Source organism: Georgenia sp. G2120 (genome assembly GCF_055326485.1).
The window spans coordinates 41,212-64,457 of record NZ_JBUZNL010000006.1; the positions used below are offsets into that span (position 1 = coordinate 41,212).

Genomic DNA, 23,246 nt, shown 5'->3' on the forward strand with positions numbered 1-23,246 from the left:
GCCGCGGGGCGGCACGAACGGGGCACGGCTCCCCGGTCAGAGGTCCCCGGCGGGGTGTCCTGCGCGGGGTGGGCGGACCCGCCGCGCGTTCGTCAGGAGTCGTGCTGGTCGGTCGGGATGTCGGAGCCGTCGAGCGGCCCCTCGCTGCCGCCCTCGGCCTGCGCGGTCCCGCCGAGCTCGACGGCGTTGAGGACGTCGCCCGACTCGCCGTCGACGGTCACCCGGACGAGCGTGCCGTCGTCCTGGCGGATGCCGATCGCCATGAGCGGGTCCACGATGTCGTTCGTCGTGCCGGTGCCGAGGACCTCCCCCGGTCGCACCTCGAGGGCGCTGGTCACGGCCTCCGAGATGCCGACCGTCCACCGCTGCGTCGCGCCCTGGAGGCCCTCCGACGCGTTCGACATCGGACCCGACTGCGAGCCGAGCGGCGCCTCGCCCGGCCCCTCGACGTGGGCGAAGGCGACCTCGTCCGCCCCGAACGTCGAGATCTCCCAGGCGAACGTGTCGACGTCGCTGACGGAGACGGTCGTCGGGTACATCGACATCACGACGTCGTGACCGGTCTCCTCGAGCGCGCTCGCCTCGAGCTCGGCGACCTCCTCGGCCGTCAGGCTCGGCGCGTCCGCGGGGGCGCCTGCCGTGTCGCGGTCGATGTTGGTGAAGTCGGCGGGATCGAGGCCGGCGTCCGCGTCGGTGGTCGGCACGTCGGGGGCAGGGGCGGGGGCGGGGGCGGACCCCGTGTCCGGCTCCGTGGTCGGGATGGTCGGGTCACCGCCGCAGGCACCCAGCGCGAGGGCGGCGGAGAGCACCGCCACGGCGGGCAGGGCCCGAGCGCGGAGGGGGTGCGTCGTCGGGCGCTGTCGCATGTCAGAGGTCGACCGCATTGAGCACCTCCCCGGTGACGCCGTCGACGGTCACGCGGACGTGGCCGCCGTCGGCCTCCTCGACGATGACGCCGAGGAGCGGGGCGCCCTCCGCGGGGGTGATCGTGTGTATCCCGCCGTCGCGGTGCTCGAGCGCGCTCGCGGCGGCCTCGGACGCGCCGATCTCGAGCTCCGGGAGCGCGGCGGCCCAGATGTGGTCCGGCCCGACGGGGAAGGCGGCGGTGCCGACGGGCGGCGCTGCGACGTCGTCGAACGAGACCCACACGAGGCCGACGCCGTCCGTGGTGCCGACCGTGCGCCGGTGGGAGACGGTCTCGACGGTGGTCCCGTTCTCCGTGGTCTCGGTCGTCACGGTCGAGATCCCGACGACGACGGCGAGCTGCCCCTCGGCCTCCGGGTCCGCCAGCGCGGCCGCCTCGAGCTGTTCGACCTGGTCGAGTGTGAGCGGCGCGACGAGGTCGGTCTGGACGTCGTCGCTGAACGGGCTGCCCGGGATGTCGAGCACGTCGTCCGTGACCGGGAGGTCCTCGGTCCGTGCGGCGTCGGTGCCCGGGTCGCTCTCCGGAGTCGTGTCCGGCTCCGGGGACTCCTCGGGTGCCTCCTCGGACCCCTGCTCGGGCGACTCCTCCGTCGAGTCCTCGGTCGGCTCGTCCGGCAAGGCGTCGGGCTCGGGTGCCGGGGCGGTGGTGCTCGGGTTCTCGGCGGACGGGGCGACCTCGTCGCCGGCGCACGCCGCGGCGCCGAGTCCGAGAGCCAGGAGGGTGAGTGGGAGGGCAAGGGATCGCGTGCGGGGGCGCATGCCGCCCAGGGTATTGAGGACCGTATCGGTCGTGATCGGGTCGGGCGGGGGGGGTCCTGCCCGGCGTGGGCGTCCGGGGAGTGACCGGCCTGCGGGTGGGCCAGGGGTGTGGAGCAGGACGGGCACGGCTCCCCGGGACGTGGTGCCTGGGGAGCCGTGCCCGTCGGTGTCGGTCGATCGGTGTCGGCCGATCAGTGTCAGCCGACGCGGACCTCGCCGGTGGCGGCGTCGACGTACACGTCCACGTCGTCGTCCTCGTCGAAGTCGAACTCCCAGTAGACGGTGCCGTCCTCGGTGTCGAGCTCGATCTCCTCGACCATCGGGTCGTCGCTGATCGCACCCTCCTCGGCGGCGGCCGTGATGGCGTCGATCATCGTCAGCTCGGCGGACTCGAGCTCGGCGATCGTGTCGTCGTCCACGTCGTCGGACTCCTGCTCGACGATCGAGTGGTCGGGGCGCAGCGAGACCTCGATGAGGGTCTGGCCGTCGACGACGTCGACCTCGAAGCCGTCGTCGTCGCGCTCGATCATGACGACGTCGCCCTCGGGGGCGAGCTCGAGGGCCGCGGTGATGGCGGCGGCCAGGTCGGCCACGCCGGGCAGGTCGGCGGCCGCGCCCGCGTCGTCGTCCTGGTCGTCGGCGTCGTCTGCGTCGTCGGTCCCGGTCTCGCCGGCGTCGTCCGCGTCGTCGTCGCCCGAGCCGGAGCCCGCACCTGCGGCATCGGAACCGGTCTCGCCCTGGTCGTCGGCGTCGTCGGACCCGGTCTCGCCGGCGTCGTCCGCGTCGTCGTTCTGGTCGTCGGAACCGGCCCCGGTGTCGGAGTCGGAGGTCGTGCCCTGGTCGTCGGTGGTCGCGTCGTCCTCGGTCGAGGAGGAGCACCCGGCGAGCACGAGGGCGAGGGCCACGGTCGTCGTGGAGATGGCGGTGGTGAGTCGGTTCGTCGTCATGGCTCCATGGTGCGGCCGGGACGTGAGAGGTCGGAGTAGGACCAGGTGAGAGCCCTCTTATCGGTCCGGGACGAGCGCCGCTGAGAACCTTCTTATCGACGTGAACATAAGTGCGCCGTCCTGGATTTGATTCGCCGATCGACTGACATAGGGTGCGAGGAACGGGATCAACGAGCGCTCCCGTACCTCCCCCCGGTGCAGACGCTCAGGTAGGTCGTCGAGAGGGTATTTCCCATGTCTGACAGGACGTCATCCACCACGCAGCCGGCGAAGGTCGGTGCCTGGTTCATCGGTGCGCGCGGATCGCTGGCCACCACCGCCACCGTCGGCCTGCGTGCCCTCGCCCGCGGCCTCGCCGAGCCCTACGGCGTCACCACCGCCGCGGCCGACCTCGCCGACGCCCCGTTCCCCGACTTCGACGACATCGTCGTCGGCGGGCACGACGTCGAGGGGACGCCCCTGGAGAAGAAGGCCGCCGAGATCGCCGCCGGGGGCGTCTTCCCCGCCGAGATCGTCTCGATGGTCGCCTCGGACCTCGCTCGCATCGACCCCGAGGTGCGGATCGCCCCGACGGACGGCCCCACGCAGCAGCACGACATCGACCAGATGGCCGCCGACATCGCGGCCTTCCGGACGAACAACGGGCTGCGCACGGTCGTCGTCGTCGACATCTCCTCGACCGAGGCGCTGCCCGAGGACCACCCGGCGTTCCACTCCGAGGAGGCGCTGCGCGAGGCACTCGACACCCCGGGCGGCGCGGTCCTGCCGTCGAGCGCGATCGGCGCCGCCGCGGCGATCCAGGCGGGCGCGCCCTACGCCTGCTTCACGCCGTCGGCCGGCCTGAGCCTCCCGGTGCTGCGCGCCCGGGCCGAGGCGGCCGGCATCCCGTTCGCCGGACAGGACGGCAAGACCGGCGAGACGCTGCTGCGCACCGTCCTCGCGCCGATGTTCACGGGCCGCAACCTCAAGGTGCTGTCCTGGGCCGGGACGAACATCCTCGGCGGCGGCGACGGCGCCACCCTCGCGGACCCGCAGGCCGTGCGCTCCAAGCTCGCCTCGAAGACCCGTGGCCTCCACTCGCTCGTCGGCGAGGACGTGGCCACCCCGCTGCACATCGACAACGTGCCGGACATGGGCAACCTCAAGACGGCGTGGGACCACGTGCACGCCGTCGGGTTCCTCGGCAGCCGGATCACGCTGCAGACCACGTGGAGTGCTCACGACTCGGCGCTCGCGGCCCCGCTCGTCATCGACCTCGTCCGCTCGCTCTCCCTCGCCTCCGACGCCGGCCTGTCCGGCGTGGTCCCCGAGCTCGGCTGCTTCTTCAAGGACCCGTGGGGCAGCGACGTCCACGCGTTCGCCGAGCAGACCCGGCGGTACGCCGCATGGGTCGAGCAGACCTCGCTGTTCGCGGCCAACCGGGTGGCGAGTGGCTCGGCCCCGACCGGCGACGCGGCCGGCTCACCGGCTGCCGACTCCGCGAACGGCACGGGCGAGCCGGCCGACGACTCCCGCGTCTCCGCCGGGCGATGACGACCCCGGGGGACCTGGCCGAGCTCGTCCGGGCGCCTGCCGCGCTCACGGTGCTCGGCGACACCCTCGTCGGCGCGGCGTCGGCCCGCGGGACCGTGGGCGCGCGGGGGGTCGCGCTATCGGCGTCCTCGGCCTGCATCTACCTGGCCGGGATGGCGCTCAACGACTACGCCGACGCCGACCTCGACACCGTCGAGCGGCCCGAGCGGCCCATCCCGTCCGGGCGAGTGAGCCGGGAGACGGCGCTGGGCGTGGGCGCGGGGCTGACGGCCGCGGGGATCGGCCTGGCGTTCGGCGCCGGCCGCGCGCACGGCCGCGTCTCGCTCGCGCTCGCCGCCTCGGTGTGGGCGTACGGCCTGCTCGCGAAGTCGACGCCCGCCGGTCCGCCGGTCATGGCGGTGTGCCGCGGGCTCGACGTCCTCATGGGGGCCGCGGGTCCGGGCTGGCGCCGCGCCCTGCTGCCGGCCGGTCTCCTCGCCGTCCACACCGGGGCCGTCACCACTGTGTCGATGGGGGAGGTGCACGGCACGACCAGCGCGCTCGCGTCGGGTGCCGCGGCCGTCACGGTCGGCACGGCCGCGACGATCCCGTTCGGCGCGCGCGAGGGCGCCACCGCCGGGGCGATCGTCGGCGCCGCCGTCTACGCCGGCTCCGTCCTGCCCCCGCAGCTCGACGCCGCCCGCGAGCCGACCGCCGCCAACGCCCGCACGGCCACCCGGCAGGGGATCCGCGGGATGGTCCCGCTGCAGACCGCGCTCGTCGCACGCACGGGCCACGCCGCCGCGACCGCCGTGCTCCTCGCCGTCCAGGGCGTGAGCCGCCTCATCGCCCGCGCACGCACCAAGGGAGACGTGACATGACCACCGACGCGTTCGTGCTCGGCTACGGGACCAACGGGTTCGTCGACCACCGCCTGTCCGACGCGCTCGACGTCATGGCGGAGGCCGGCTACGGCGCCGTCGCCCTGACGATCGGCCACCCCCACCTCGACCCGTTCGCCGACGACTGGCGGGCGGCCACCGAGGCGCTCGCCGCGGACCTCGAGCGCCGGGGCTTCCGCTCCGTCGTCGAGACCGGTACCCGCTACCTCCTCGACCCCCGCGTCAAGCACCGCCCGACCCTCGTGGACCGCGAGGCGGACACGCGCGTGGCGTTCCTGCGCCGCGCGGTCGATATCGCCGAGATCCTCGGCTCCGACTGCGTCTCGCTGTGGAGCGGGGTCCTGCCGGGCGACGTCGACGCGGCCGAGGGGTGGGACCTCATGGTGGGGCGGCTCGCCGACCTCGTCGGGTTCGCCGCCGAGCGCGGCGTCGTCCTGTCCGTCGAGCCGGAGCCGGGCATGCTCGTCGAGACCGTCGCGGACGCCCTGCGCCTGCGCGCCGACCTCGGGAACCCGCCCGGGGTCGGGATCACGGTCGACCTCGGGCACTGCGTCGCCGTCGAGCCCGAGGGCGTGGTCGGCGCCCTGCGCGCGGCCGGCGACCTGCTGCGCAACGTCCAGGTCGACGACATGCTCCCCGGCGTCCACGAGCACCTCGAGCTCGGCGACGGCGAGCTCGACCTCACGGCCGCGATCGCGACCCTGCGGGAGATCGGCTACGCGGGCGTCGCGGCGGTCGAGCTCCCGCGGCACTCCCACGACGCCCCGCGCCTCGCGCGCACGTCCGCCGACGCGTGGCGGGCCGCGGCGGCCGAGGCGGGTGGAGCGCCGGCGGCAGGGGCTGACCGCGCCGGCGGCGCGACCGACCGGTCCGGGAGCAGTGGTCCGTCCGGCGCGGGAATGCGATCCGATTCCGGGGCCGGCGACCCCCGCTCGGCGGCCGGGCAGCACCCCTGGACGGCGGACGCCGTCGCGGCGGTCACCGCGGACCCCGCGCGCGTGACCCGCTTCTTCGCCGAGGCCGGCCGCAAGGTGGGCCGGGTACCGCTCGACGAGGCCGACACGGGCGGGTTCGCCGGCACCGCCGACGACGCCGCCCGCGCCGCGCTCGTCCGCGCACTGCGCGCCGCAGGCGCCGACGTCGGGCATCTGCGTGCCCTCTACGAGCACGGCGACGACGCCGAACGACGCGGGGTGATCCGCGGCCTCGGCGCCGTGACGGCGGCCGGCGAGCTGCCCGAGGACTGGCGCGCCACCGGCCTCGACCTCACCGCCGACGCGCTGCGCACGAACGACCCCCGACTCGTCGCCGCCGCGATGGGCCCGTTCGCCGCCGCCTGCCTCGACGACCACGCGTGGCGCCACGGCGTGCTCAAGCTCGTGTTCATGGGCGTCCCGCTCGCCGTCGTCACCGACCTCGACCGACGAAGGGACGCCGAGCTCGCCGCGATGGCCTCCCGGTTCGCCGAGGAGCGCCGCGCCGCCGGCCGCACCGTCCCCGACGACCTGCACCTCATCGACGAGACCCGCCAGGAGGCGTGACATGCGCATCTTCGACCCCCACATCCACATGACGTCGCGGACCACCGACGACTACGAGGCGATGTACGCGGCGGGCGTGCGGGCGCTCGTCGAGCCGGCGTTCTGGCTCGGCCAGCCTCGCAGCAACGTCGGGTCCTTCGTCGACTACTTCGACTCGCTCATCGGCTGGGAGCGGTTCCGCGCCGCCCAGTTCGGGATCCGCCACCACTGCACGATCGCCCTCAACCCGAAGGAGGCCGGCGACCCGCGCCTGGCCGAGGTCATGGACGTGCTGCCGCGCTACCTCGGCAAGGACGGGGTCGTCGCCGTCGGGGAGACCGGGTACGACTCGATGACGCCCGAGGAGGACGACATCCTCGCCCGGCACCTCGCCCTCGCCATCGAGTTCGAGCTCCCCGCCCTCGTCCACACGCCGCACCGCGACAAGGCGCCCGGCACGCGCCGCACGCTCGACGCCGTGGCGGACGCGGGGATCGGGGTCGACCGGGTGCTCGTCGACCACCTCAACGAGACCTGCGTCGACATGGTGGCCGACTCCGGGGCGTGGATGGGCTTCTCCATCTACCCGGACACGAAGATGGACGAGGACCGCGTGGTGGCGATCATGCAGCGCATCGGCATCGAGCGCGTCATCGTCAACTCCGCCGCCGACTGGGGCCGCTCCGACCCGCTGAAGACCGTCAAGACCGGCCGCGCGATGCTCGCGGCCGGGTTCACGGACGACGACGTCGACCGCGTGCTGTGGCGCAACCCCGTCGAGTTCTACGGCCAGTCCGGGCGCCTCGAGCTCGAGCCGATCCCCGGGTTCGAGCCGGAGAAGCAGGGCCCCGACCTGTTCGAGGGCAACTCGGTGCTACGCGGCATGAAGTCGCGGCGGGAGGACTGATGGAGCTCTCCTACTGCACCAACGTCCACCCCGCCGAGGACCTCGACGGGATCATCGACCAGCTCCACCTTCATGCCGGCCCGGTGCGGGAGGCCGCCGGGCTCGACACGCTCGGGGTCGGGCTCTGGCTGCCCGTCGGCGCGGCGGCCGAGCTCGCCGGCGACGCCGCGGCGCGCGACCGGCTGAGGGACGCGCTCACGAGCGAGGGGCTCACCCTGCGCACCGTCAACGCGTTCCCGTACACGGGCTTCCACGACGACGTCGTCAAGCTCGCCGTCTACCGCCCCGACTGGACCACGCCCGAGCGGCTGGCCTACACGACGGACTGTGCGACGGCGCTCGCGGAGCTCCTGCCGGAGGGCGGGACGGGGAGCATCTCCACGCTGCCGCTCGGCTGGCGCACCGGCTGGGACTCGAGTGCCGATCAGGCCGCGGAGGAGAACCTGCGCGCCGTCGTCGGGCACCTGCGTGACCTCGAGGCCCGGACCGGGCGGACGGTGCGAGTCGCGATCGAGCCCGAGCCGGGCTGCATCCTCGACAACGTGTCCGACGTCGTCGCCTGGCTCGGCGCCCGACCCTCGCTCGTCGAGGACGGATACGTGGGGCTGTGTCTCGACACCTGCCACCTCGCGGTCTCGTTCGCGGACCCCGCCGGTGCGGTGGCCGAGGCGACGGCGGCGGGCGTGCGGGTCGTCAAGGTCCAGGCCTCCGTCGCGCTCGAGGTGCCGGACCCGGGCGCGCCAGGGGCGACGGCCGCGCTCGAGCCGTTCGCCGAGGCACGCTACGTCCACCAGGTGCGGGCGCAGCCGGTGGGAGGTGCGGGCGCGGGCGCCGAGGACTTCGGCGACGTGCCCCAGGCCGCCGGCGTGTGGCCGGACGCGGGAGACGCGGCCGACGCCGAGCGGCCGCTTGCTGCCGACGACCTGGTCGACGTCCTGCGCGCCGATCCGCCGTGGCCCGTCGACCGCCCGTGGCGCGTCCACGTCCACATCCCCCTGCACGCCCGGCCGGACGAGCCCCTGCGCGCGACCAGCGAGGTGCTCACCGCCGCCGTCGCTGCCGTCCTCGACGCCCCGTACGGCGACGCGGCGCACCTCGACGTCGAGACGTACACGTGGCACGTCCTCCCGGACCAGCTGCAGCCGACCTCGCTGGTCGAGGGCATCGCCGCCGAGCTCCGCTGGGCGACCGAGCACCTCGGCGCCGCCGTCCACCCGACCGCCGTCCACCCGACCGCCGATGCGGCCGATCTCGCGGCCGCCGGCACCACCCGCATGAGAGAGGAGGTGGCCCGATGAACCGCGTCCTGCTCCTCGACGTCGTCGGACTCACCCCGAAGACCCTGGCCGCCATGCCCCGACTGCGCGCCCTCGGCGAGCAGGGCCGGGCCGTGGGGCTGGAGACGATCCTGCCCGCCGTCACGTGCTCCGTGCAGTCGACGATCCTCACCGGCCGCCTGCCGCGCGAGCACGGGATCGTCGGCAACGGCTGGTACTTCCGCGGCATCGGCGACCCGCTCCTGTGGCGCCAGCACAACCGGCTCGTCGAGGCGGAGAAGGTGTGGGAGACCGCGCGGCGGAGCGCGCCCGATCTCCACGTGGCCAACATGGGCTGGTGGTACGCCATGGGCGCGACCTCGGACATCACTGTCACGCCGCGCCCGATCTACCACGCCGACGGCCGCAAGAGCCCCGACGCCTACGTGCGCCCGCCCGAGCTGCACGACCGGCTCGTCGGCGAGCTGGGGGAGTTCCCGCTGTTCCAGTACTGGGGGCCGACCGCGTCGATCGTCTCCTCGCGCTGGCTCATCGACGCCACGCGCGGGCAGCTGCGGGGCCGGTTCGGTCAGCCGGAGTCGGACCTGGTGATGACCTACCTGCCGCACCTCGACTACGACCTCCAGCGCTTCGGTCCCGATGCGCCCGAGGCCGATGCGGCCGCCGCCGAGCTCGACCGGGAGCTCGCCCCGCTGCTCGACGACGCGCTCGAGCTGGGGTACTCGGTCATCGTGCTCAGCGAGTACGGGATCGAGAACGCCGACCGGCCCGTCGACCTCAACCGGGCGCTGCGCCGTGAGGGCCTCCTCGAGGTCTACGTCCAGCAGGGGCTCGAGCAGCTCGACCCGTGGACGTCGCGGGCGTTCGCCGTCGCGGACCACCAGGTGGCGCACGTGTACGTGCCGGACCCGGCGGATCTGCCGCGCGTCAAGGCGATCGTGCAGGGGCTCGCGGGGGTGGACGAGGTGCTCGACCGGACCGAGCAGGCCCGCTACGGCATCGACCACGAGCGCGCCGGCGACCTCGTGGCGGTCGCCGAGCCCGGCTCCTGGTTCACGTACTACTTCTGGCTCGACGACGATCGCGCGCCCGAGTACGCGCGCGGCGTCGACATCCACCGCAAGCCCGGCTACGACCCGGCCGAGCTGTTCTTCAACCCCGCCGACCGGCTCGCCAAGGCCAAGGCCGGGCTCAATCTCGTGAAGAAGAAGGCCGGGCTGCGGTACGCGATGAGCACGGTGCCGCTCGACCCGAGACTCGTGGGCGGGACCCACGGGCGGATCCCGGACTCGAGGGCCGATGCGCCGATGCTGCTGACGTCGGACGCGTCGCTGCTCGGGGACGCGGTGGATTCGGTCGCCGCGACGGACGTGCGGGACCTCGTGCTCACCGCCCTCGGCACGCCGGAAGGGGCGCGGTGACGGCCCCCGAGCTGGTCGTGCTGCTCGACGAGGACGGGACGCCCGTGGGCAGCGCGCCGAAGGCCGAGGTGCATACGACCGAGACGCCGCTGCACCTGGCGTTCTCCTGCTACGTGCTCGACGCGCGGGGGCGGACGCTCATCACCCGGCGCGCGCTGTCCAAGCAGACGTGGCCGGGCGTGTGGACGAACGCGTGCTGCGGGCACCCGGCGCCGGGGGAGCGGGTCGAGGACGCGATCGCCCGACGGATGCGCGACGAGCTCGGGCTCGAGGTCACGGGGATCCGGCCGGTGCTGCCGGACTTCCGCTACCGGGCGGTCGCGGCGGACGGGATCGTCGAGAACGAGATCTGCCCTGTGTTCGTCGGCGAGGTGGCCGGGGACCCGGCGCCCGCGCCCGACGAGGTCGAGGAGTGGGCCTGGCTCGAGGTCGACGAGCTCGTGACGGCGATCGGGGCCGCGCCGATGGTGTTCAGCCCGTGGTCGGTGCTGCAGGTCGAGCAGATGCGTGCCCGAGGCGTGCGGCCCGCACATGGGTAGCGCCGCCTCGCCCGCGACGGCGCCGGCGTCGCCGGAGACTGTCATCGGCCTCGAGGAGGTGATGGCGCGCGTCGAGGAGTTCATGACCGGCGCGCACACCTTGACCGACGAGCTGTGGGCCGGCGTGGCGGGCGGCCCCTCGGCGTCGGACGCCCTCACCGAGCTGGTCGAGGCCGCACGCGCCGCCGACGGCGGCAAGTACCTCCGGCCTCGGCTCGTGGCCGCGGCCTACTACGCGTTCGGCGGGACGGGCCCGGAGCTGCTGCGCCGGGTCGCGGCCGCCCAGCAGCTCCTGCACGTCGGGCTCTGCGTCCACGACGACCTCATCGACGGTGACCGCGTGCGCCATGGCCGCGTCGGCGTCGTCGCCCGGGTGGAGGACGCGGCCCGCGAGGCGGGCGAGGACACCGGCGACGCGGGGCGCCGGGGCATGGCGGCCGGCGTGCTGGCCGGGGACCTCGCGATGAGCACGGCCGTCTCGGCGCTCGTCTCGGCCCCTGCGCCGACGGCTGTCCGGCTGCGGCTCGCGGAGGCCGCGCTGGCGGCGCTCGAGCAGGCGATCGCCGGCGAGACGCTCGACGTCTGGTCCGAGACCGCGGAGCCCGCGACGTCCCGGCCGCTCGTGGTGGCGGCGCTGAAGACGGCGTCGTACAGCATCACGCTGCCGCTCGTGCTGGGTGCGGTGGCCGCCGGCATGGACGACCAGCCCGTCCGAGCGGTCCTCGCCGAGGTGGGCGAGCCGCTCGGCGTGGCCTACCAGCTGAGGGACGACGACCTCGGGCTGTTCGGCGAGCCGGCGACGACGGGCAAGTCCGTCGTCTCCGACCTGCGCGACGGCAAGCGCACCGAGCACGTCCGGCTGGCGGCTCAGCGGGCGGACCCGGACCAGCGCAGGGACCTCGACCGGCTGCTGGGCGATCCCGACCTCGATGACGACGGGGCAGAGGTCTTGCGCACGATCATCGTCTCCACCGGCGCGCGGGCCGCCGTCCTCGAGCAGGTCGACGCCCTGCTCGGGCAGGCCCTGGAGGCCGCCGAGGCAGGGCTGCCGCCCGCGCTGTCCACCTACCTCGTGGGTCTGACGGCCTCCCTGCGCGATCGCGAGAGGTAACCTCGAGAACTTATGACTACGCGTTGGCAACGACACTCCTGTCGTTGAGATGATGAGGATTTCCGATAGCGACCGCGATGCCCTGGAGGCGAGCAGCGGGGAGACGCCCGAGTGGCGTCTCCTGGAGCTCACCCGGTCCGACTCGATGAACGTCGTCGTCTCCGTCCTCATGAACCCGAGTCTCAGCGAAGCCGTGCTCCGCAGTCTCGTTGAGGCGCGCCCGGACATGGCCGAGTCGATCGCGAGGAAGAAGAATGCGCCGCTGGAGGTGATCGAGGCACAGCCGGTGAACCGCATCGGTGCGGCGATCGTCAACTACATGTGGCGGATCGGGGCCGACGACGACCTGTGGCGTCGATTCGTTTCCGCCCAGCGCGCGCACCCGCCGACCGGTGGCCCCCCGCTCGGTGAGATCACTCGCGAGTATCGGATCCGGCATGAGCGCGACGAGGTCGCGCACCGCGCGGCCACCGCGAGGCATCGCGCCATGCAGGACGAGAACTGGCACATGAATCGTCTGCACAAGGAAGTGGTGGACCCGGCCACGCCCCTTGCCCGTCTCCTCGAGATCGCTCGGGACGACTCGATGTACTTCGCGTCCGCAGTGCTGGCCAGGGAGCCGCTGCCCGTCGAGGTCCTCGCGGTGCTGCGCGAGCTGCATCCTCACGTGGCCGACGAGGCCGAGCGGATCGCCGCCCGGTCCCGTCAGGACCCGCCCCTGGCCCCAGAACGGAAGTCGGTCGAACCCCGAGACTGAGGGTGCAGGTGCGCAGATCAGGTGTCGCTCATCTGTTCTGCAGACCCCACGCCGAGAGTGCGGTCGGGGAGGGCCCCGACCGCACTCTCGACGATCCCGAACCGCACACTCGGCGATCCGGTCAGGTGGGGGAGCGGTCAGTCGTTGCGGCGGCGCTGATCGCCGAGCACCGTCGACTGCAGCGGCCGGCAGGCCTCCGCGGCCAGCAGCGTGAGGACCAGCCCCAGCGCCACGGTCGCCGCCATGACGAGGATCCCGGTCGTGCTCGGCGTGGCGAACGCGAGGAACGGCACCGAGAGCAGCAGCCCCACGCCGATCGAGATGGCGAGCGTGACGACGAGCGGCACGAGCACCTGGTGCCGGCGCAGCGCCGCGAACATCGTCCGAGGCGTCCCCGCGCGGTCCATCGCCACCGACTCGTCAGCCCGGTCGACCACGGTGGAGGCCTGGTTGACGAGCGTCGACGTCGCGGCCACCACCAGTCCGACGGCCAGGGTGATGACCACGCCGGTGCGCATGTCGGTCGCCATGATGATGTCGCTCGGCTGCGACCCGAGGGTGTCGGCGTCCGAGGGCAGCAGCGCGGTGAACGTGGCGATCATGCCGAGCAGGGCCACGCTCGAGACGTTGCGCCAGGCGGCCCGCGGGTCGTCGACGATCCGGCGCGCCGCGAGCAGCTGCGGCACCGAGGAGGTGTGGGCGAGCGGGCGGGCCACGAGCTGGAGGACCCACGGGCCCACGAGGTTGAGCGCCCCGATGACCAGCAGCATCATGCCGACGAGGAACGCGTAGCCGATGAGTTCCGAGATCTGGATGAGGTCGGTGAACGACTGGGAGACCAGGCCGAACGCGAGCACGGCGGCGACCATGATGACGAGCCGCCACATCTTGAGCCGCGGTGGGACCTGCTGCGCGGCCACGCCGAGCGGGCTGATCCGCACGCGCTGCAGGCCGACCACGGTGGACAGCGCGGCGAGCGCGATGAGGACCACCACGGTGGCGAGCCCGAGCCAGATCGGCACGAGCATCTCCGTCGCGCCGATCGGGACGCCCTGGAAGGACACGGCCTGCCACAGCGGGAGGGAGAGCAGCCACAGGACGCCGCCGGCCAGCGTGCCGAGCGCGGCCTGGACGAGCGTCTCGAGCACGGACAGGGTGACGATCTCGCCGCCGGTCATGCCGACGAGGCGCAGCGAGGCGAGCCGGCGGGACCGGCCCCGCGCTCCGAGCCGGGAGGCCGCGGCCCCGAGACCGAGGACCGGCAGGACGAGGAGCGCACACGCGATGGCGGCGAGCACCACGTACATCTGCATCTGCCCGTCGACCATGGCGGCGGGGACGTCGGGGCTGTCGAACCCCATGGCGGTGACGACGGACTGCGGTGTCTCCCGGAAGCGGGTGACGAACATCCACGTGCCGCCGACCACCGTGAGCGTGAGGAAGGAGCTGACGGCGAAGGTGATGACGGCGAGCACGTCGAGCGTCGCGCCGGCCTTCCCGCCGCGCATGCGGGCCAGGGCGAGCCTGGGGGCGAGCGAGAGGACCTGGTTCATCGCGCGGCCTCCATCTTCGTGTCGGCGTGGATCATGGCGTCGCGGAGCTCGACGAGCCGCTCGCACCAGCTGGCCACCTGCGTGTCGTGGGTGACGACGACGAGGGTCGCGCCGGTCATGCGTGTCGTCGTCGTCAGCACCTGCATGACCTCGTGGCCGGTGGCCTGGTCGAGCGCCCCCGTGGGCTCGTCGGCGAACACGACCGACGGGCCGTGGACCATCGCCCGCGCCACCGCCACGCGCTGCGCCTGCCCCCCGGACATCTCGCCCGGCCGGCGCCCGGCGGCGTGCCCGATGCCGAGGCGCTCGAGCCAGGACTCGGCCTCCTTGAGCGCGGGGCCGCGCGAGGTGCCGCCCAGCATGAGCGGCAGTGCCACGTTCTCCCGCGCCGAGAGCTCGGGGACGAGCTGGCCGTCCTGGAAGACGAAGCCGAGGCGCTCGCGCCGCAGCCGGGACCGGGCGGCGTCGCCGAGAGAGGAGACGGGGACGTCGCCGAGGCGGACCTCGCCGGAGTCCGGCACGCGGATGCCGGCGAGGCAGTGCAGGAGGGTGGTCTTGCCGGAGCCGGAGGGCCCCATGACGGCGAGGGACTGGCCGGCCGGGACGGCGAGACTGACGCCGGCCAGGGCGCGGACCTGCCCGTACGTGGTGGTGAGGTCGCTGGCGATGAGGGCTGCTGGGCCGTTGCTCTGTGTCATGCCTCCACCTCACTGCGTGCCGGACGGGTTTCCCATGGTGCCCGGTGCCGACCTGGGGTGGTGCTGGCACCACCGCCGTGCGGGCGCCGGCACTCCGGGCCGGTGGGCCGGGCCTCGGTACGGTAGCGGGGTGTCGTCCCTGAGCAGGCCCGAGCGCCGCGCGCGTCGCCTGTTCTGGCTGCAGGTCGGCGTCGGCCTCGTCGGTGGGATCGTCCTGTTCGGCACGGTCCTCGCCTCTCTCAGCGCCGGCCCGTGGTGGGCCTACGCGGCCGTCCTTGCGCTGGTCTGCCTCGGCGTCCTCGTCGGTGCGCTGCTCGCCCTCGAGCGCCGCAAGCCGTTCGCGGAGGACGTCCCGGACGTGCCGGAGTGGGCGCAGCGCGTTGCCGACCTGCGCACCTCGCGCCGGGAGATCGTCGCGGCCTTCGAGCTCGAGCGGCGCCGCATCGAGCGCGACCTCCACGACGGAGCCCAGCAGCACCTCGTCACCGCCGGCATGAAGCTGGGGGAGGCGGCGATGCTCGTCGAGCAGCAGGCCGGTACCTCTCCGGGTCACGACCACGCCCCCGACGACGACGCCGCCACGCCCGGTGCCGACCGCCTCGCGGAGGCGGCCCGGCTGCTGTCCGCCGCGCAGGACGACGCCGACCGGGCGCTCGCCGCCCTGCGCGAGACGGTCTCCGGCATCCACCCCACGGTGCTGTCCGACCGGGGGCTCGAGGCGGCCGTCCGCGAGCTCGCCGAGCGTGCCGTCGTCCCCGTCACCGTGCAGGTCCCGCACGCACTGCCCGCGCTGCCGGAGGGCGTCGCCGCGGTCGCCTACTTCGTCGTCAGCGAGGCGCTGACGAACGTGGTGAAGTACGCGCCGGACGCGTCGGTCACCGTGCTCCTCGTCGTCGACGACGCCCTGCACGTCTCGATCGTCGACGACGGACCCGGCGGGGCGGAGATCGTGCCCGGGCGCGGGTTGGCCGGCATGTCCGAGCGGCTAGCCGCCGTCGGGAGCGCGCTCGAGGTCTCCAGCCCCGCCGGCGGCCCGACGATCGTCGCCGCCCACGTGCCCCTGCTGCTCGACCAGGGGGACGCCGCCGTCGTCGTCGAGCTCGGAGGTCGGTCGTGAGACTGGTGGTGGCGGACGACGCGGCGCTGCTGCGGGAGGGCCTCGTGGGGCTGCTCGAGCGGCAGGGGCACGACGTGGTGGCCCAGGCGGCGTCGGCGCCCGAGCTCGAGGCCGTCGTCGAGAAGGTGGCGGACAGCGGCGAGGCGATCGACGTCGTCGTCACCGACGTGCGGATGCCGCCCGGCGACGGCGAGGACGGCCTGCGCGCCGCCGCCCGGATCCGCGCAGCGCACCCGGAGATCGGCATCCTCGTGCTGTCCCAGTACGCGGCCCCGGCGTACGCCGCGGAACTGTTCGCGCCGCTCTCCGACCCGGCGGCCGCGGCCTCGTCCCGGCCCGACGTCGGTGGGCTGGGCTATCTGCTCAAGGAGCGGGTGGCGCGGGTGGCGGACTTCATGCGCTCGCTCGGGATCGTCGCGGCCGGGGGAGTGGTGGCGGACCCCGACGTCGTCTCGCGCCTCGTGGCGGGGCGCCGCACCGCCGTCGACACGCTGACCGTGCGCGAGCGGGAGGTGCTCGAGCTCATGGCCTCCGGGCTGAGCAACTCCCAGATCGCGGAGCGGCTCGTGCTGTCGAACGGGGCGGTGGCCAAGCACGTGGCCAACGTGTTCAGCGGGCTGGGCCTAGCGGCGAACGAGGAGAACCGACGCGTGCGCGCGGTGCTCGCCTACCTCACGGCGGTCGGTCCCTGAGCCGGCACCACCCGTCAGGTGGTGGTGCCGCCCTCGTCGGGCTCCTCGCTCTCGTCGCGGTCGTCCCGGGACCTGCCGTCCGAGGCACCGTCGCCGACCGGCACCGCGTTGAGCACCTCACCGGTGGCGGCGTCGACGGTCACCCGCAACGCGGTCCCGTCGTCCTGGAGGATCCCGACCGCGAGGAACGGGCGGGCCGACACGTCGTCCGTCGTGGCGACGATGACGACGGGCCCCGGGCGTGCGGTCACCGCTGCCGCCACTGCATCCGTCAGTCCGACCTCGTGGGCGGCCAGCTGGTCCTCGGCGCCGGTATCCAGCTCCTCGTTGCCCAATGTCTCGACCTCGAGCGGCTCCCAGGCCTGCGGGTCAGGGTCGAGCGGGGCCGGCCAGCTGACGATGCTCACCTCGTCGGCAGCAGCCGTGTAGACCTGCCACACGTCCTGATCGAACCGGCCCTCGGTGCCGTCAGTCGTGCCGTGCTCCTCCGGAAGCGCGATCGTCGAGTGCTCGACCACCCAGGCGATCCGTTGCCCGGTCTCGCCGAGGGAGAGCTCTTCGAGAGTTGCGATGTCGGCGATGCTCAGCGTCGGGCTCTGCTCGTCCGCGTCGCGCAGCGCACGATCGATGGTGTCGAACGCATTGTCGGGCAGCCCGAGCCCGTCGTCCGTCGACGGGAGTTCTGCGGGCGATGCGGGCGCGGTGTCGCACTCCGCCCAGTCCGGGCAGGGGGCCGACGGCGTTTCGGTGGGACCGGTGGGTCCGGTGGGGCCGCCGGAGGGAGCGATCGGGTCGCCCGCGCACGCACCGAGCGTCAGCGCGATGCCGGCCACGGCGGCGAGGGACCAGGTGGTGCGGTGCGGAGACATGCCGCGACCGTAGCCGTGCCACGGTGCGATGCTCCGATGCGGACGAGGGGAGCGGTGCCCCGGGGCACCGCTCCCCTCGCTGGGTGCGGGTGGGTGCGGGCGGCGCGCCGGGCCGAGGGGTGCGGACAGGCCCGGCCGGCCGGCGATCGTGGCCGTCAGCCGACCGGGCTGACGTTCTCCCCGGTGACGGCGTCGTAGACGACCGAGAAGTCGTGCGGGCCGTAGAACAGGAAGTTCCACGCCGCATCGCCCTCCCAGACTGCCGTCAGGGACACGCTGTGCAGGATGAACTCCCCGCCGCCGAGGCTGGTCTCGGCGAGCGCGAGCTCGATGGCGTCGTCGATGGTCAGCGCCGCGACGTCGAGGTGTCCGAGGATCTCCGAGTCGGCGGGCGCCGAGGTTTCGTCGACGACGGCGCCCGACGGGTCGAGGGTGATCGTCAGCAGCTGGTCGCCGCTGACCGCCTCGACCACGGTGCCGTTGCCCTCGGGCTCCTCGGGGTACTCGCTGGTGTCGCTGTGCGAGACGGCGACGACCTGGGCGTCGGGGTGGGCGTCCTGGACGGTCGCGATCGCCCCGAACAGCTCCACGGAGCCGGGGACGTCGGTCGGGTGCGCGCTGCCGGCGTCCCCGCTCCCATCACCCTCGTCGTCCCCCTGGTCCTCGGACGGCGACTCCTCGGTCGGAGCGTCGTCGGACGGCGTCTCCTCCGCGGGCGGTTCCTCTGTGGTCGGGTCCTCGGACGGAGTCTCGTCGGAGGGTGCTTCTTCCGTCGTCGGTTCCTCGGTCGGCTCGGGCGCCGGCTCCGACGTGGCCGGTGGGGCGGGTTCGGTGGTGTCGACGTCGTCGTCCGAGCATGCGGCGAGGCTCAGTGCAAGAGCTGCCGCTGCCGTCGCTGCCAGTGTCTGCCTCGTCGTCGAGTACCGCATCGCGCCACTGTGGCGCCGTCGCGCCTGATGCGCACCGGACGCGCATGGGGAGGTCAGCCCGCCATGGTCATCCGCGCAGGTCGGGGGGCTGGCGGTGCAGGGGCGAGGAGGAAGGTCGCGTACGCGTGGCCCCACCCGGACGCTCGACGACCACGACGAACCGCAACCTCGACGACGACGAACCGCAACCTCGACGAACCGCATTTTCGACGGAGACGAACCGCAATCTCGACGAACCGCAACTTCGACAAACCGCAATCTCGACGGGCACCAACCGCAATCTCGACGCAGCGGTAGGATGGGCACACAGGCATCGACCCGGCCCGCGCGAGCGGGGCATCACCGGCGAGCCTCCGGAAGAACAGGCGCCTCCGCGCAGCGGGTGCGCCCCAGTAGAACCGGACGGGGCAGGCCCGTGACAGCCGAAGCAGAGCGGCCGTACCTCGGCGGGAGCGGGGGAGCGGCAAGCGGGGTGGTACCGCGGCACCGAGCGCACCCACGGGTGCGGGAGACGTCGTCCTCGTACGGCATCGACCCGTGACGAGAAGGACCGCGATGAGCACCCAGGGCCACTACCCCCTCCACCGCGACGGCGACGTCGACCCCTCGCCGCGCCTGCCCCGCATCGAGGAGGACGTCCTCGCGCACTGGCGTGCCGACGGCACCTTCCAGGCGTCCATCGACAACCGGTCCGCCGGCGAGAACGGCGAGAACGAGTTCGTCTTCTACGACGGCCCGCCCTTCGCCAACGGTCTGCCGCACTACGGCCACCTGCTCACCAGCTACGTCAAGGACCTGGTCGCCCGCTTCCAGACGCAGCGCGGGAAGCGCGTCGAGCGCCGCTTCGGCTGGGACACCCACGGCCTGCCCGCCGAGCTCGAGGCCGAGCGGATCCTCGGCATCACGGACAAGTCCCAGATCGACGAGATGGGCATCGAGGCCTTCAACAAGGCCTGCCACGACTCCGTGCTGCGCTACACGGGCGAGTGGCAGGACTACGTCACCCGGATGGCCCGCTGGGTCGACTTCGACAACGACTACAAGACCCTCGACGTCTCCTACATGGAGTCGGTGATCTGGGCCTTCAAGCAGCTCTACGACAAGGGGCTGGCCTACGAGGGCTACCGCGTCCTGCCGTACTGCTGGAACGACCAGACGCCGCTGTCCAACCACGAGCTGCGGATGGACGACGACGTCTACCAGGACCGCCAGGACGAGACGGCCACCGTCGGCGTGCGGCTCGAGACCGGCGAGCTCGCGCTGATCTGGACCACGACCCCGTGGACGCTGCCCTCGAACCTGGCCATCGCCGTCGGGCCCGAGATCGACTACGTGGTCGTCCGTCCCGCGGACGGACCTGCCGCCGGCGAGCGCGTCGTCCTCGCCGCTGCCCTGCTCGGCTCCTACGCCAAGGAGCTCGGCGAGGAGTCGGAGATCGTCGAGCGGCTCACGGGGCGCGACCTCGCGGGTCGCCGCTACGCGCCGATCTTCGACTACTTCACGGGCCGCGACGACGACGCCGCCCCCGGTCCGCAGGCCTGGCAGATCATCCTCGGCGACTTCGTCACGACCGACGACGGCACCGGCCTCGTCCACCTCGCCCCCGCCTTCGGTGAGGACGACATGGCGGTGTGCGACGCGGCCGGGATCCGCCCGGTCGTGCCCGTCGACGCCGGTGGCCGATTCACGTCCGAGGTGAGCGACTACGCGGGGCAGCAGGTCTTCGACGCGAACAAGGCGATCCTCACGGACCTGCGCGACGCCTCCGGCCCGCTCGGCCGCCGCCCCGAGGGCGAACGCGCGCTGCTGCTCCGCCGTGCGTCCTACGTGCACTCCTACCCGCACTGCTGGCGCTGCCGGCAGCCCCTCATCTACAAGGCGGTGACGAGCTGGTTCGTCCGCGTCACCGAGTTCCGGGACCGGATGGTCGAGCTCAACCAGGACATCACGTGGGTGCCGGAGCACATCAAGGACGGCATCTTCGGCAACTGGCTCGCCGGGGCCCGCGACTGGTCGATCTCCCGCAACCGCTACTGGGGCACCCCCATCCCCGTGTGGGTGAGCGACGACCCGGAGCACCCGCGTATCGACGTCTACGGCTCGCTCGCCGAGCTCGAGGCGGACTTCGGGCGGATGCCCGTCAACCGGGACGGGGAGCCGGACCTGCACCGTCCCTACATCGACGAGCTCACCCGACCCAACCCGGACGACCCGACCGGGATGGCGACGATGCGCCGGATCCCCGACATCCTCGACGTCTGGTTCGACTCCGGCTCGATGCCGTTCGCGCAGGTGCACTACCCGTTCGAGAACGAGCAGTGGTTCGAGCACCACTACCCGGGCGACTTCATCGTCGAGTACATCGGGCAGACGCGCGGCTGGTTCTACACGCTGCACGTCCTCGCCACGGCGCTGTTCGACCGGCCCTCGTTCCGCACGTCGGTGAGCCACGGGATCGTGCTCGGCTCCGACGGCCGCAAGATGAGCAAGTCGCTGCGCAACTACCCGGACGTCTCCGAGGTCCTCGACCGCGACGGCGCCGACGCGATGCGCTGGTTCCTCATGGCCTCCCCGATCCTGCGCGGCGGCAACCTCGTGGTCACCGAGGAGGGCATCCGCGAGGTCGTCCGCCAGGTGCACCTGCCGCTGTGGAACGCCTGGTACTTCTATGCGCTCTACGCCGGCACCCTCGACGGCGGGGCGGGCTACGTCTCGGACGGCGTGGACCTGACCGACGCCGAGGCGGTCGAGGCGCTCGACGTCATGGACCGTTACCTGCTCGCCCGCACGGGGACGCTCGCCGACGAGGTGGGGGCCGCGCTCGAGGCCTACGACGTGCCGCGGGCGACCCAGCTCGTCCGCGAGCACCTCGACCTGCTGACCAACTGGTACGTGCGCACCTCGCGCGACCGGTTCTGGGCCGAGGAGCGCGGCGCGTTCGACACGCTGCGCACGGCCCTCGAGGTCCTCACCCGCGTGATGGCGCCGCTCGCGCCGATGGTCACCGAGGAGGTCTGGCGGGGGCTCACCGGCGGTCGCTCCGTGCACCTCACGGACTGGCCCTCCCTGGGCGAGTCGGTCGCGGCGCCCGAGATCGTCGCGGCGATGGATCAGGTCCGCGAGGCGGTCTCTGCGGCGCACGCCCTGCGCAAGGCGGCGTCCCTGCGGGTGCGCCAGCCCCTGCGCACGCTCACGGTGGCCGTCGACGACCCGGCGGCCCTCGAGCCGTATGCGTCGCTGATCGCGCGCGAGGTCAACGTGCGCGAGGTCGAACTCGTCCGCCCCGAGGACGCCGCCCTCGAGGTCCGCACCGAGCTCGCCGTGCTCCCGCGCGAGCTGCCGAAGGAGCTGCGCCGCCTCACGTCCCAGCTGTTCGCGGCCGCGAAGGCGGGTCAGTGGTCCGATGGCGAGGACGGCGGGGTCGTGTTCGGCGGCGTCGTGGTCCCGGACGGCCTGCCGGGCGCGGGGGCGCCCGTCGCGCTCGAGGCGCACCAGGTGGAGCGCACGACGACGGTCGACGCCGCCGGTGGAGACGGCGCGGGGGACGCCGCGGACGTGGCGGCCGGTGTGCTGCCGGGCGGCGGTTTCGTCGCGCTCGACACGGCGATCGACGACGAGCTCGAGGCCGAGGGGTACGCGCGTGACGTCGTGCGGGCCGTCCAGGACGAGCGCAAGAACGCCGGGCTGCACGTGGCCGACCGGATCGCGCTCGCGCTGGCCGTCCCCGCCGACCGGGTGGCCGTCGTCGAGGCGCACCGCGAGCTGGTCATGAGCGAGACGCTCTCCCTCGAGCTCGAGGTGTCCGCCGGGGACGGTGAGGCGATCGTGCCGGCGGTGCGCAAGGTCGGATGAGTCGGGGCCGCCCGAGCGCGGAGAGGTGGCCGGGGCGGCGCCCGCGACTGCCTCCGTGGCGCGCCGAGTCACGGAGTCGCCACGATCGGGAACCCCCACTTGATAGGGGGCTACGGCCGTTATCTTTGTCGAAAGTTGACCTGTCCGTGGATCGGAGCGGACGACGACGAACGACCGAGGTGATGACCATGACGACGTCGCTGACGACGTCCCGACGTCGTGCGTTCGCAGGGGGTGCGGCGGTCGTGCTGGTGGCGCTCGCCGGGTGCAGCGGGGACGACGACGCCATGCCGGCGACCGACACCGAGGACATGGCCGCCTACGCCTGCGCGCTCGTGTCGGAGGCGAGTGCGGGAGAACCCGTCGAGGGCTGGGACTGCAGTGCGCTCGTGGGTCCCGACGCCGGTCCGGAGTTCATCGCGACCGTCGGAGCGACGTCGCTCGCGGGAGCCGATTGCTGGACCGCACTCGACGGCCACGACGAGTTGTCCGTCGCGGCCCGTGCCGTGCACGCAGGGATGACCGAGGCCGACCCGCAGGCAGTAGCGACAGCGATCGCGGACATGACCGCCGCCTGCGACGAGGGCGGATATGCGGTCGACGACGTCGACACGTCCACGGACGGACGTGCCGTCTACGCCTGCGCGCTGATCGACGACGTCCGGGACGTCGACGAACCCGTCGACGAGTGGCTCACTGCCGGCGCGACCGGAGGGACCGAGCACCAGTTGCGAGTCACACAGATCTTTGCCGCGCCGAGCCTGCTCGGTGGTACCACCGACTACCTGCTGTCGGGGGCATGCCGGACTCTCCGAGGAGTCGCAGCGGCTCTACACCGGGCTGACCCGAGCGGACACGGACATGATCGGGGAGTCGCTCGACGAGCTCGGCGACCTCTGCGTGGACGTGTAGCGGCACGCGGCGGGGTCCGGACCGGTAATGCATCGCCCGATACGCGTC

20 protein-coding genes are annotated in these 23,246 nt (G+C 73.3%); 13 read left to right on the forward strand and 7 right to left on the reverse strand.

Features of this window, described 5'->3' with window-relative positions; all coding sequences use genetic code 11:
* Positions 1 to 92: 92 nt before the first annotated feature.
* The 3 genes from ACZLMO_RS08460 to ACZLMO_RS08470 form a co-directional block, all read right to left on the reverse strand.
* Positions 93 to 866: a hypothetical protein gene (locus tag ACZLMO_RS08460; RefSeq protein WP_463653477.1), complete on the reverse strand. Its 774-nt coding sequence runs from the start codon at positions 864 to 866 to the stop codon at positions 93 to 95.
* Position 867: 1 nt separating this feature from the next.
* Positions 868 to 1,683: a hypothetical protein gene (locus ACZLMO_RS08465; RefSeq protein ID WP_463653478.1), complete on the reverse strand. Its 816-nt coding sequence runs from the start codon at positions 1,681 to 1,683 to the stop codon at positions 868 to 870.
* A 197-nt stretch (positions 1,684 to 1,880) separates the two neighbouring features.
* The gene (locus ACZLMO_RS08470; protein WP_463653479.1) at positions 1,881 to 2,630 is read right to left on the reverse strand and encodes a PepSY domain-containing protein; all 750 of its coding nucleotides are present in this window, start codon (positions 2,628 to 2,630) and stop codon (positions 1,881 to 1,883) included.
* Between the two features lie 234 nt (positions 2,631 to 2,864).
* Here ACZLMO_RS08470 and ACZLMO_RS08475 point away from each other — a divergent pair, with 234 nt between their 5' ends.
* The 9 genes from ACZLMO_RS08475 to ACZLMO_RS08515 all read left to right on the forward strand — a co-directional run bounded on the left by ACZLMO_RS08475 (position 2,865) and on the right by ACZLMO_RS08515 (position 12,576).
* Positions 2,865 to 4,163, forward strand: a complete 1,299-nt coding sequence (locus ACZLMO_RS08475; RefSeq protein ID WP_463653480.1) for an inositol-3-phosphate synthase — start codon at positions 2,865 to 2,867, stop codon at positions 4,161 to 4,163.
* On the forward strand, positions 4,160 to 5,023 hold the full coding sequence (locus ACZLMO_RS08480; protein WP_463653481.1) for an SCO3242 family prenyltransferase: 864 nt from the start codon (positions 4,160 to 4,162) through the stop codon (positions 5,021 to 5,023). Before ACZLMO_RS08475 ends, ACZLMO_RS08480 begins: the two co-directional genes overlap by 4 nt.
* The gene (locus tag ACZLMO_RS08485) at positions 5,020 to 6,585 is read left to right on the forward strand and encodes an EboA domain-containing protein (protein WP_463653482.1); all 1,566 of its coding nucleotides are present in this window, start codon (positions 5,020 to 5,022) and stop codon (positions 6,583 to 6,585) included. Before ACZLMO_RS08480 ends, ACZLMO_RS08485 begins: the two co-directional genes overlap by 4 nt.
* 1 nt (position 6,586) lies before the next feature.
* A complete protein-coding gene (locus tag ACZLMO_RS08490; RefSeq protein WP_463653483.1) occupies positions 6,587 to 7,471 on the forward strand; it encodes a TatD family hydrolase in 885 nt (294 codons plus the stop codon).
* Positions 7,471 to 8,769, forward strand: a complete 1,299-nt coding sequence (eboE, locus tag ACZLMO_RS08495; RefSeq protein ID WP_463653484.1) for a metabolite traffic protein EboE — start codon at positions 7,471 to 7,473, stop codon at positions 8,767 to 8,769. Before ACZLMO_RS08490 ends, eboE begins: the two co-directional genes overlap by 1 nt.
* On the forward strand, positions 8,766 to 10,169 hold the full coding sequence (locus ACZLMO_RS08500; RefSeq protein ID WP_463653485.1) for a nucleotide pyrophosphatase/phosphodiesterase family protein: 1,404 nt from the start codon (positions 8,766 to 8,768) through the stop codon (positions 10,167 to 10,169). Before eboE ends, ACZLMO_RS08500 begins: the two co-directional genes overlap by 4 nt.
* A complete protein-coding gene (idi, locus tag ACZLMO_RS08505) occupies positions 10,166 to 10,708 on the forward strand; it encodes an isopentenyl-diphosphate Delta-isomerase (RefSeq protein ID WP_463653486.1) in 543 nt (180 codons plus the stop codon). The genes ACZLMO_RS08500 and idi overlap by 4 nt, the downstream gene beginning before the upstream one ends.
* Positions 10,701 to 11,819: a polyprenyl synthetase family protein gene (locus tag ACZLMO_RS08510; RefSeq protein ID WP_463653487.1), complete on the forward strand. Its 1,119-nt coding sequence runs from the start codon at positions 10,701 to 10,703 to the stop codon at positions 11,817 to 11,819. The genes idi and ACZLMO_RS08510 overlap by 8 nt, the downstream gene beginning before the upstream one ends.
* A 145-nt stretch (positions 11,820 to 11,964) precedes the next feature.
* A complete protein-coding gene (locus tag ACZLMO_RS08515) occupies positions 11,965 to 12,576 on the forward strand; it encodes a hypothetical protein (RefSeq protein WP_425714858.1) in 612 nt (203 codons plus the stop codon).
* Between the two features lie 137 nt (positions 12,577 to 12,713).
* On the opposite strand, the gene ACZLMO_RS08520 is transcribed toward ACZLMO_RS08515, so the two are convergent.
* The gene (locus tag ACZLMO_RS08520) at positions 12,714 to 14,129 is read right to left on the reverse strand and encodes an FtsX-like permease family protein (protein ID WP_463653488.1); all 1,416 of its coding nucleotides are present in this window, start codon (positions 14,127 to 14,129) and stop codon (positions 12,714 to 12,716) included.
* Positions 14,126 to 14,827: an ABC transporter ATP-binding protein gene (locus ACZLMO_RS08525; RefSeq protein ID WP_425714856.1), complete on the reverse strand. Its 702-nt coding sequence runs from the start codon at positions 14,825 to 14,827 to the stop codon at positions 14,126 to 14,128. The genes ACZLMO_RS08520 and ACZLMO_RS08525 overlap by 4 nt, the downstream gene beginning before the upstream one ends.
* A gap of 130 nt (positions 14,828 to 14,957) precedes the next feature.
* Here ACZLMO_RS08525 and ACZLMO_RS08530 point away from each other — a divergent pair, with 130 nt between their 5' ends.
* Together ACZLMO_RS08530 and ACZLMO_RS08535 are read left to right on the forward strand one after the other, a co-directional pair.
* A complete protein-coding gene (locus ACZLMO_RS08530; RefSeq protein WP_463653489.1) occupies positions 14,958 to 15,944 on the forward strand; it encodes a sensor histidine kinase in 987 nt (328 codons plus the stop codon).
* Entirely contained in the window at positions 15,941 to 16,636 is a 696-nt protein-coding gene (locus tag ACZLMO_RS08535) for a response regulator transcription factor (protein ID WP_463653490.1), read from the forward strand. Before ACZLMO_RS08530 ends, ACZLMO_RS08535 begins: the two co-directional genes overlap by 4 nt.
* Positions 16,637 to 16,650: 14 nt before the next feature.
* Here ACZLMO_RS08535 and ACZLMO_RS08540 read toward each other — a convergent pair whose 3' ends face one another.
* Positions 16,651 to 17,505 carry a PepSY domain-containing protein gene (locus ACZLMO_RS08540; RefSeq protein WP_463653491.1) on the reverse strand — a complete coding sequence of 285 codons (855 nt, stop codon included), beginning with the start codon at positions 17,503 to 17,505 and terminating at the stop codon, positions 16,651 to 16,653.
* Between the two features lie 155 nt (positions 17,506 to 17,660).
* Positions 17,661 to 18,434 (reverse strand): hypothetical protein, encoded by a 774-nt coding sequence (locus ACZLMO_RS08545; protein ID WP_463653492.1) that lies wholly within the window; start codon positions 18,432 to 18,434, stop codon positions 17,661 to 17,663.
* Between the two features lie 555 nt (positions 18,435 to 18,989).
* On the opposite strand from ACZLMO_RS08545, the gene ileS reads away from it, so the two are divergent.
* Positions 18,990 to 22,286: an isoleucine--tRNA ligase gene (gene ileS / locus ACZLMO_RS08550; RefSeq protein ID WP_463653493.1), complete on the forward strand. Its 3,297-nt coding sequence runs from the start codon at positions 18,990 to 18,992 to the stop codon at positions 22,284 to 22,286.
* Positions 22,287 to 23,054: 768 nt separating this feature from the next.
* On the forward strand, positions 23,055 to 23,198 hold the full coding sequence (locus tag ACZLMO_RS08555; protein ID WP_463653494.1) for a hypothetical protein: 144 nt from the start codon (positions 23,055 to 23,057) through the stop codon (positions 23,196 to 23,198).
* The last annotated feature ends 48 nt before the right edge of the window (positions 23,199 to 23,246 follow it).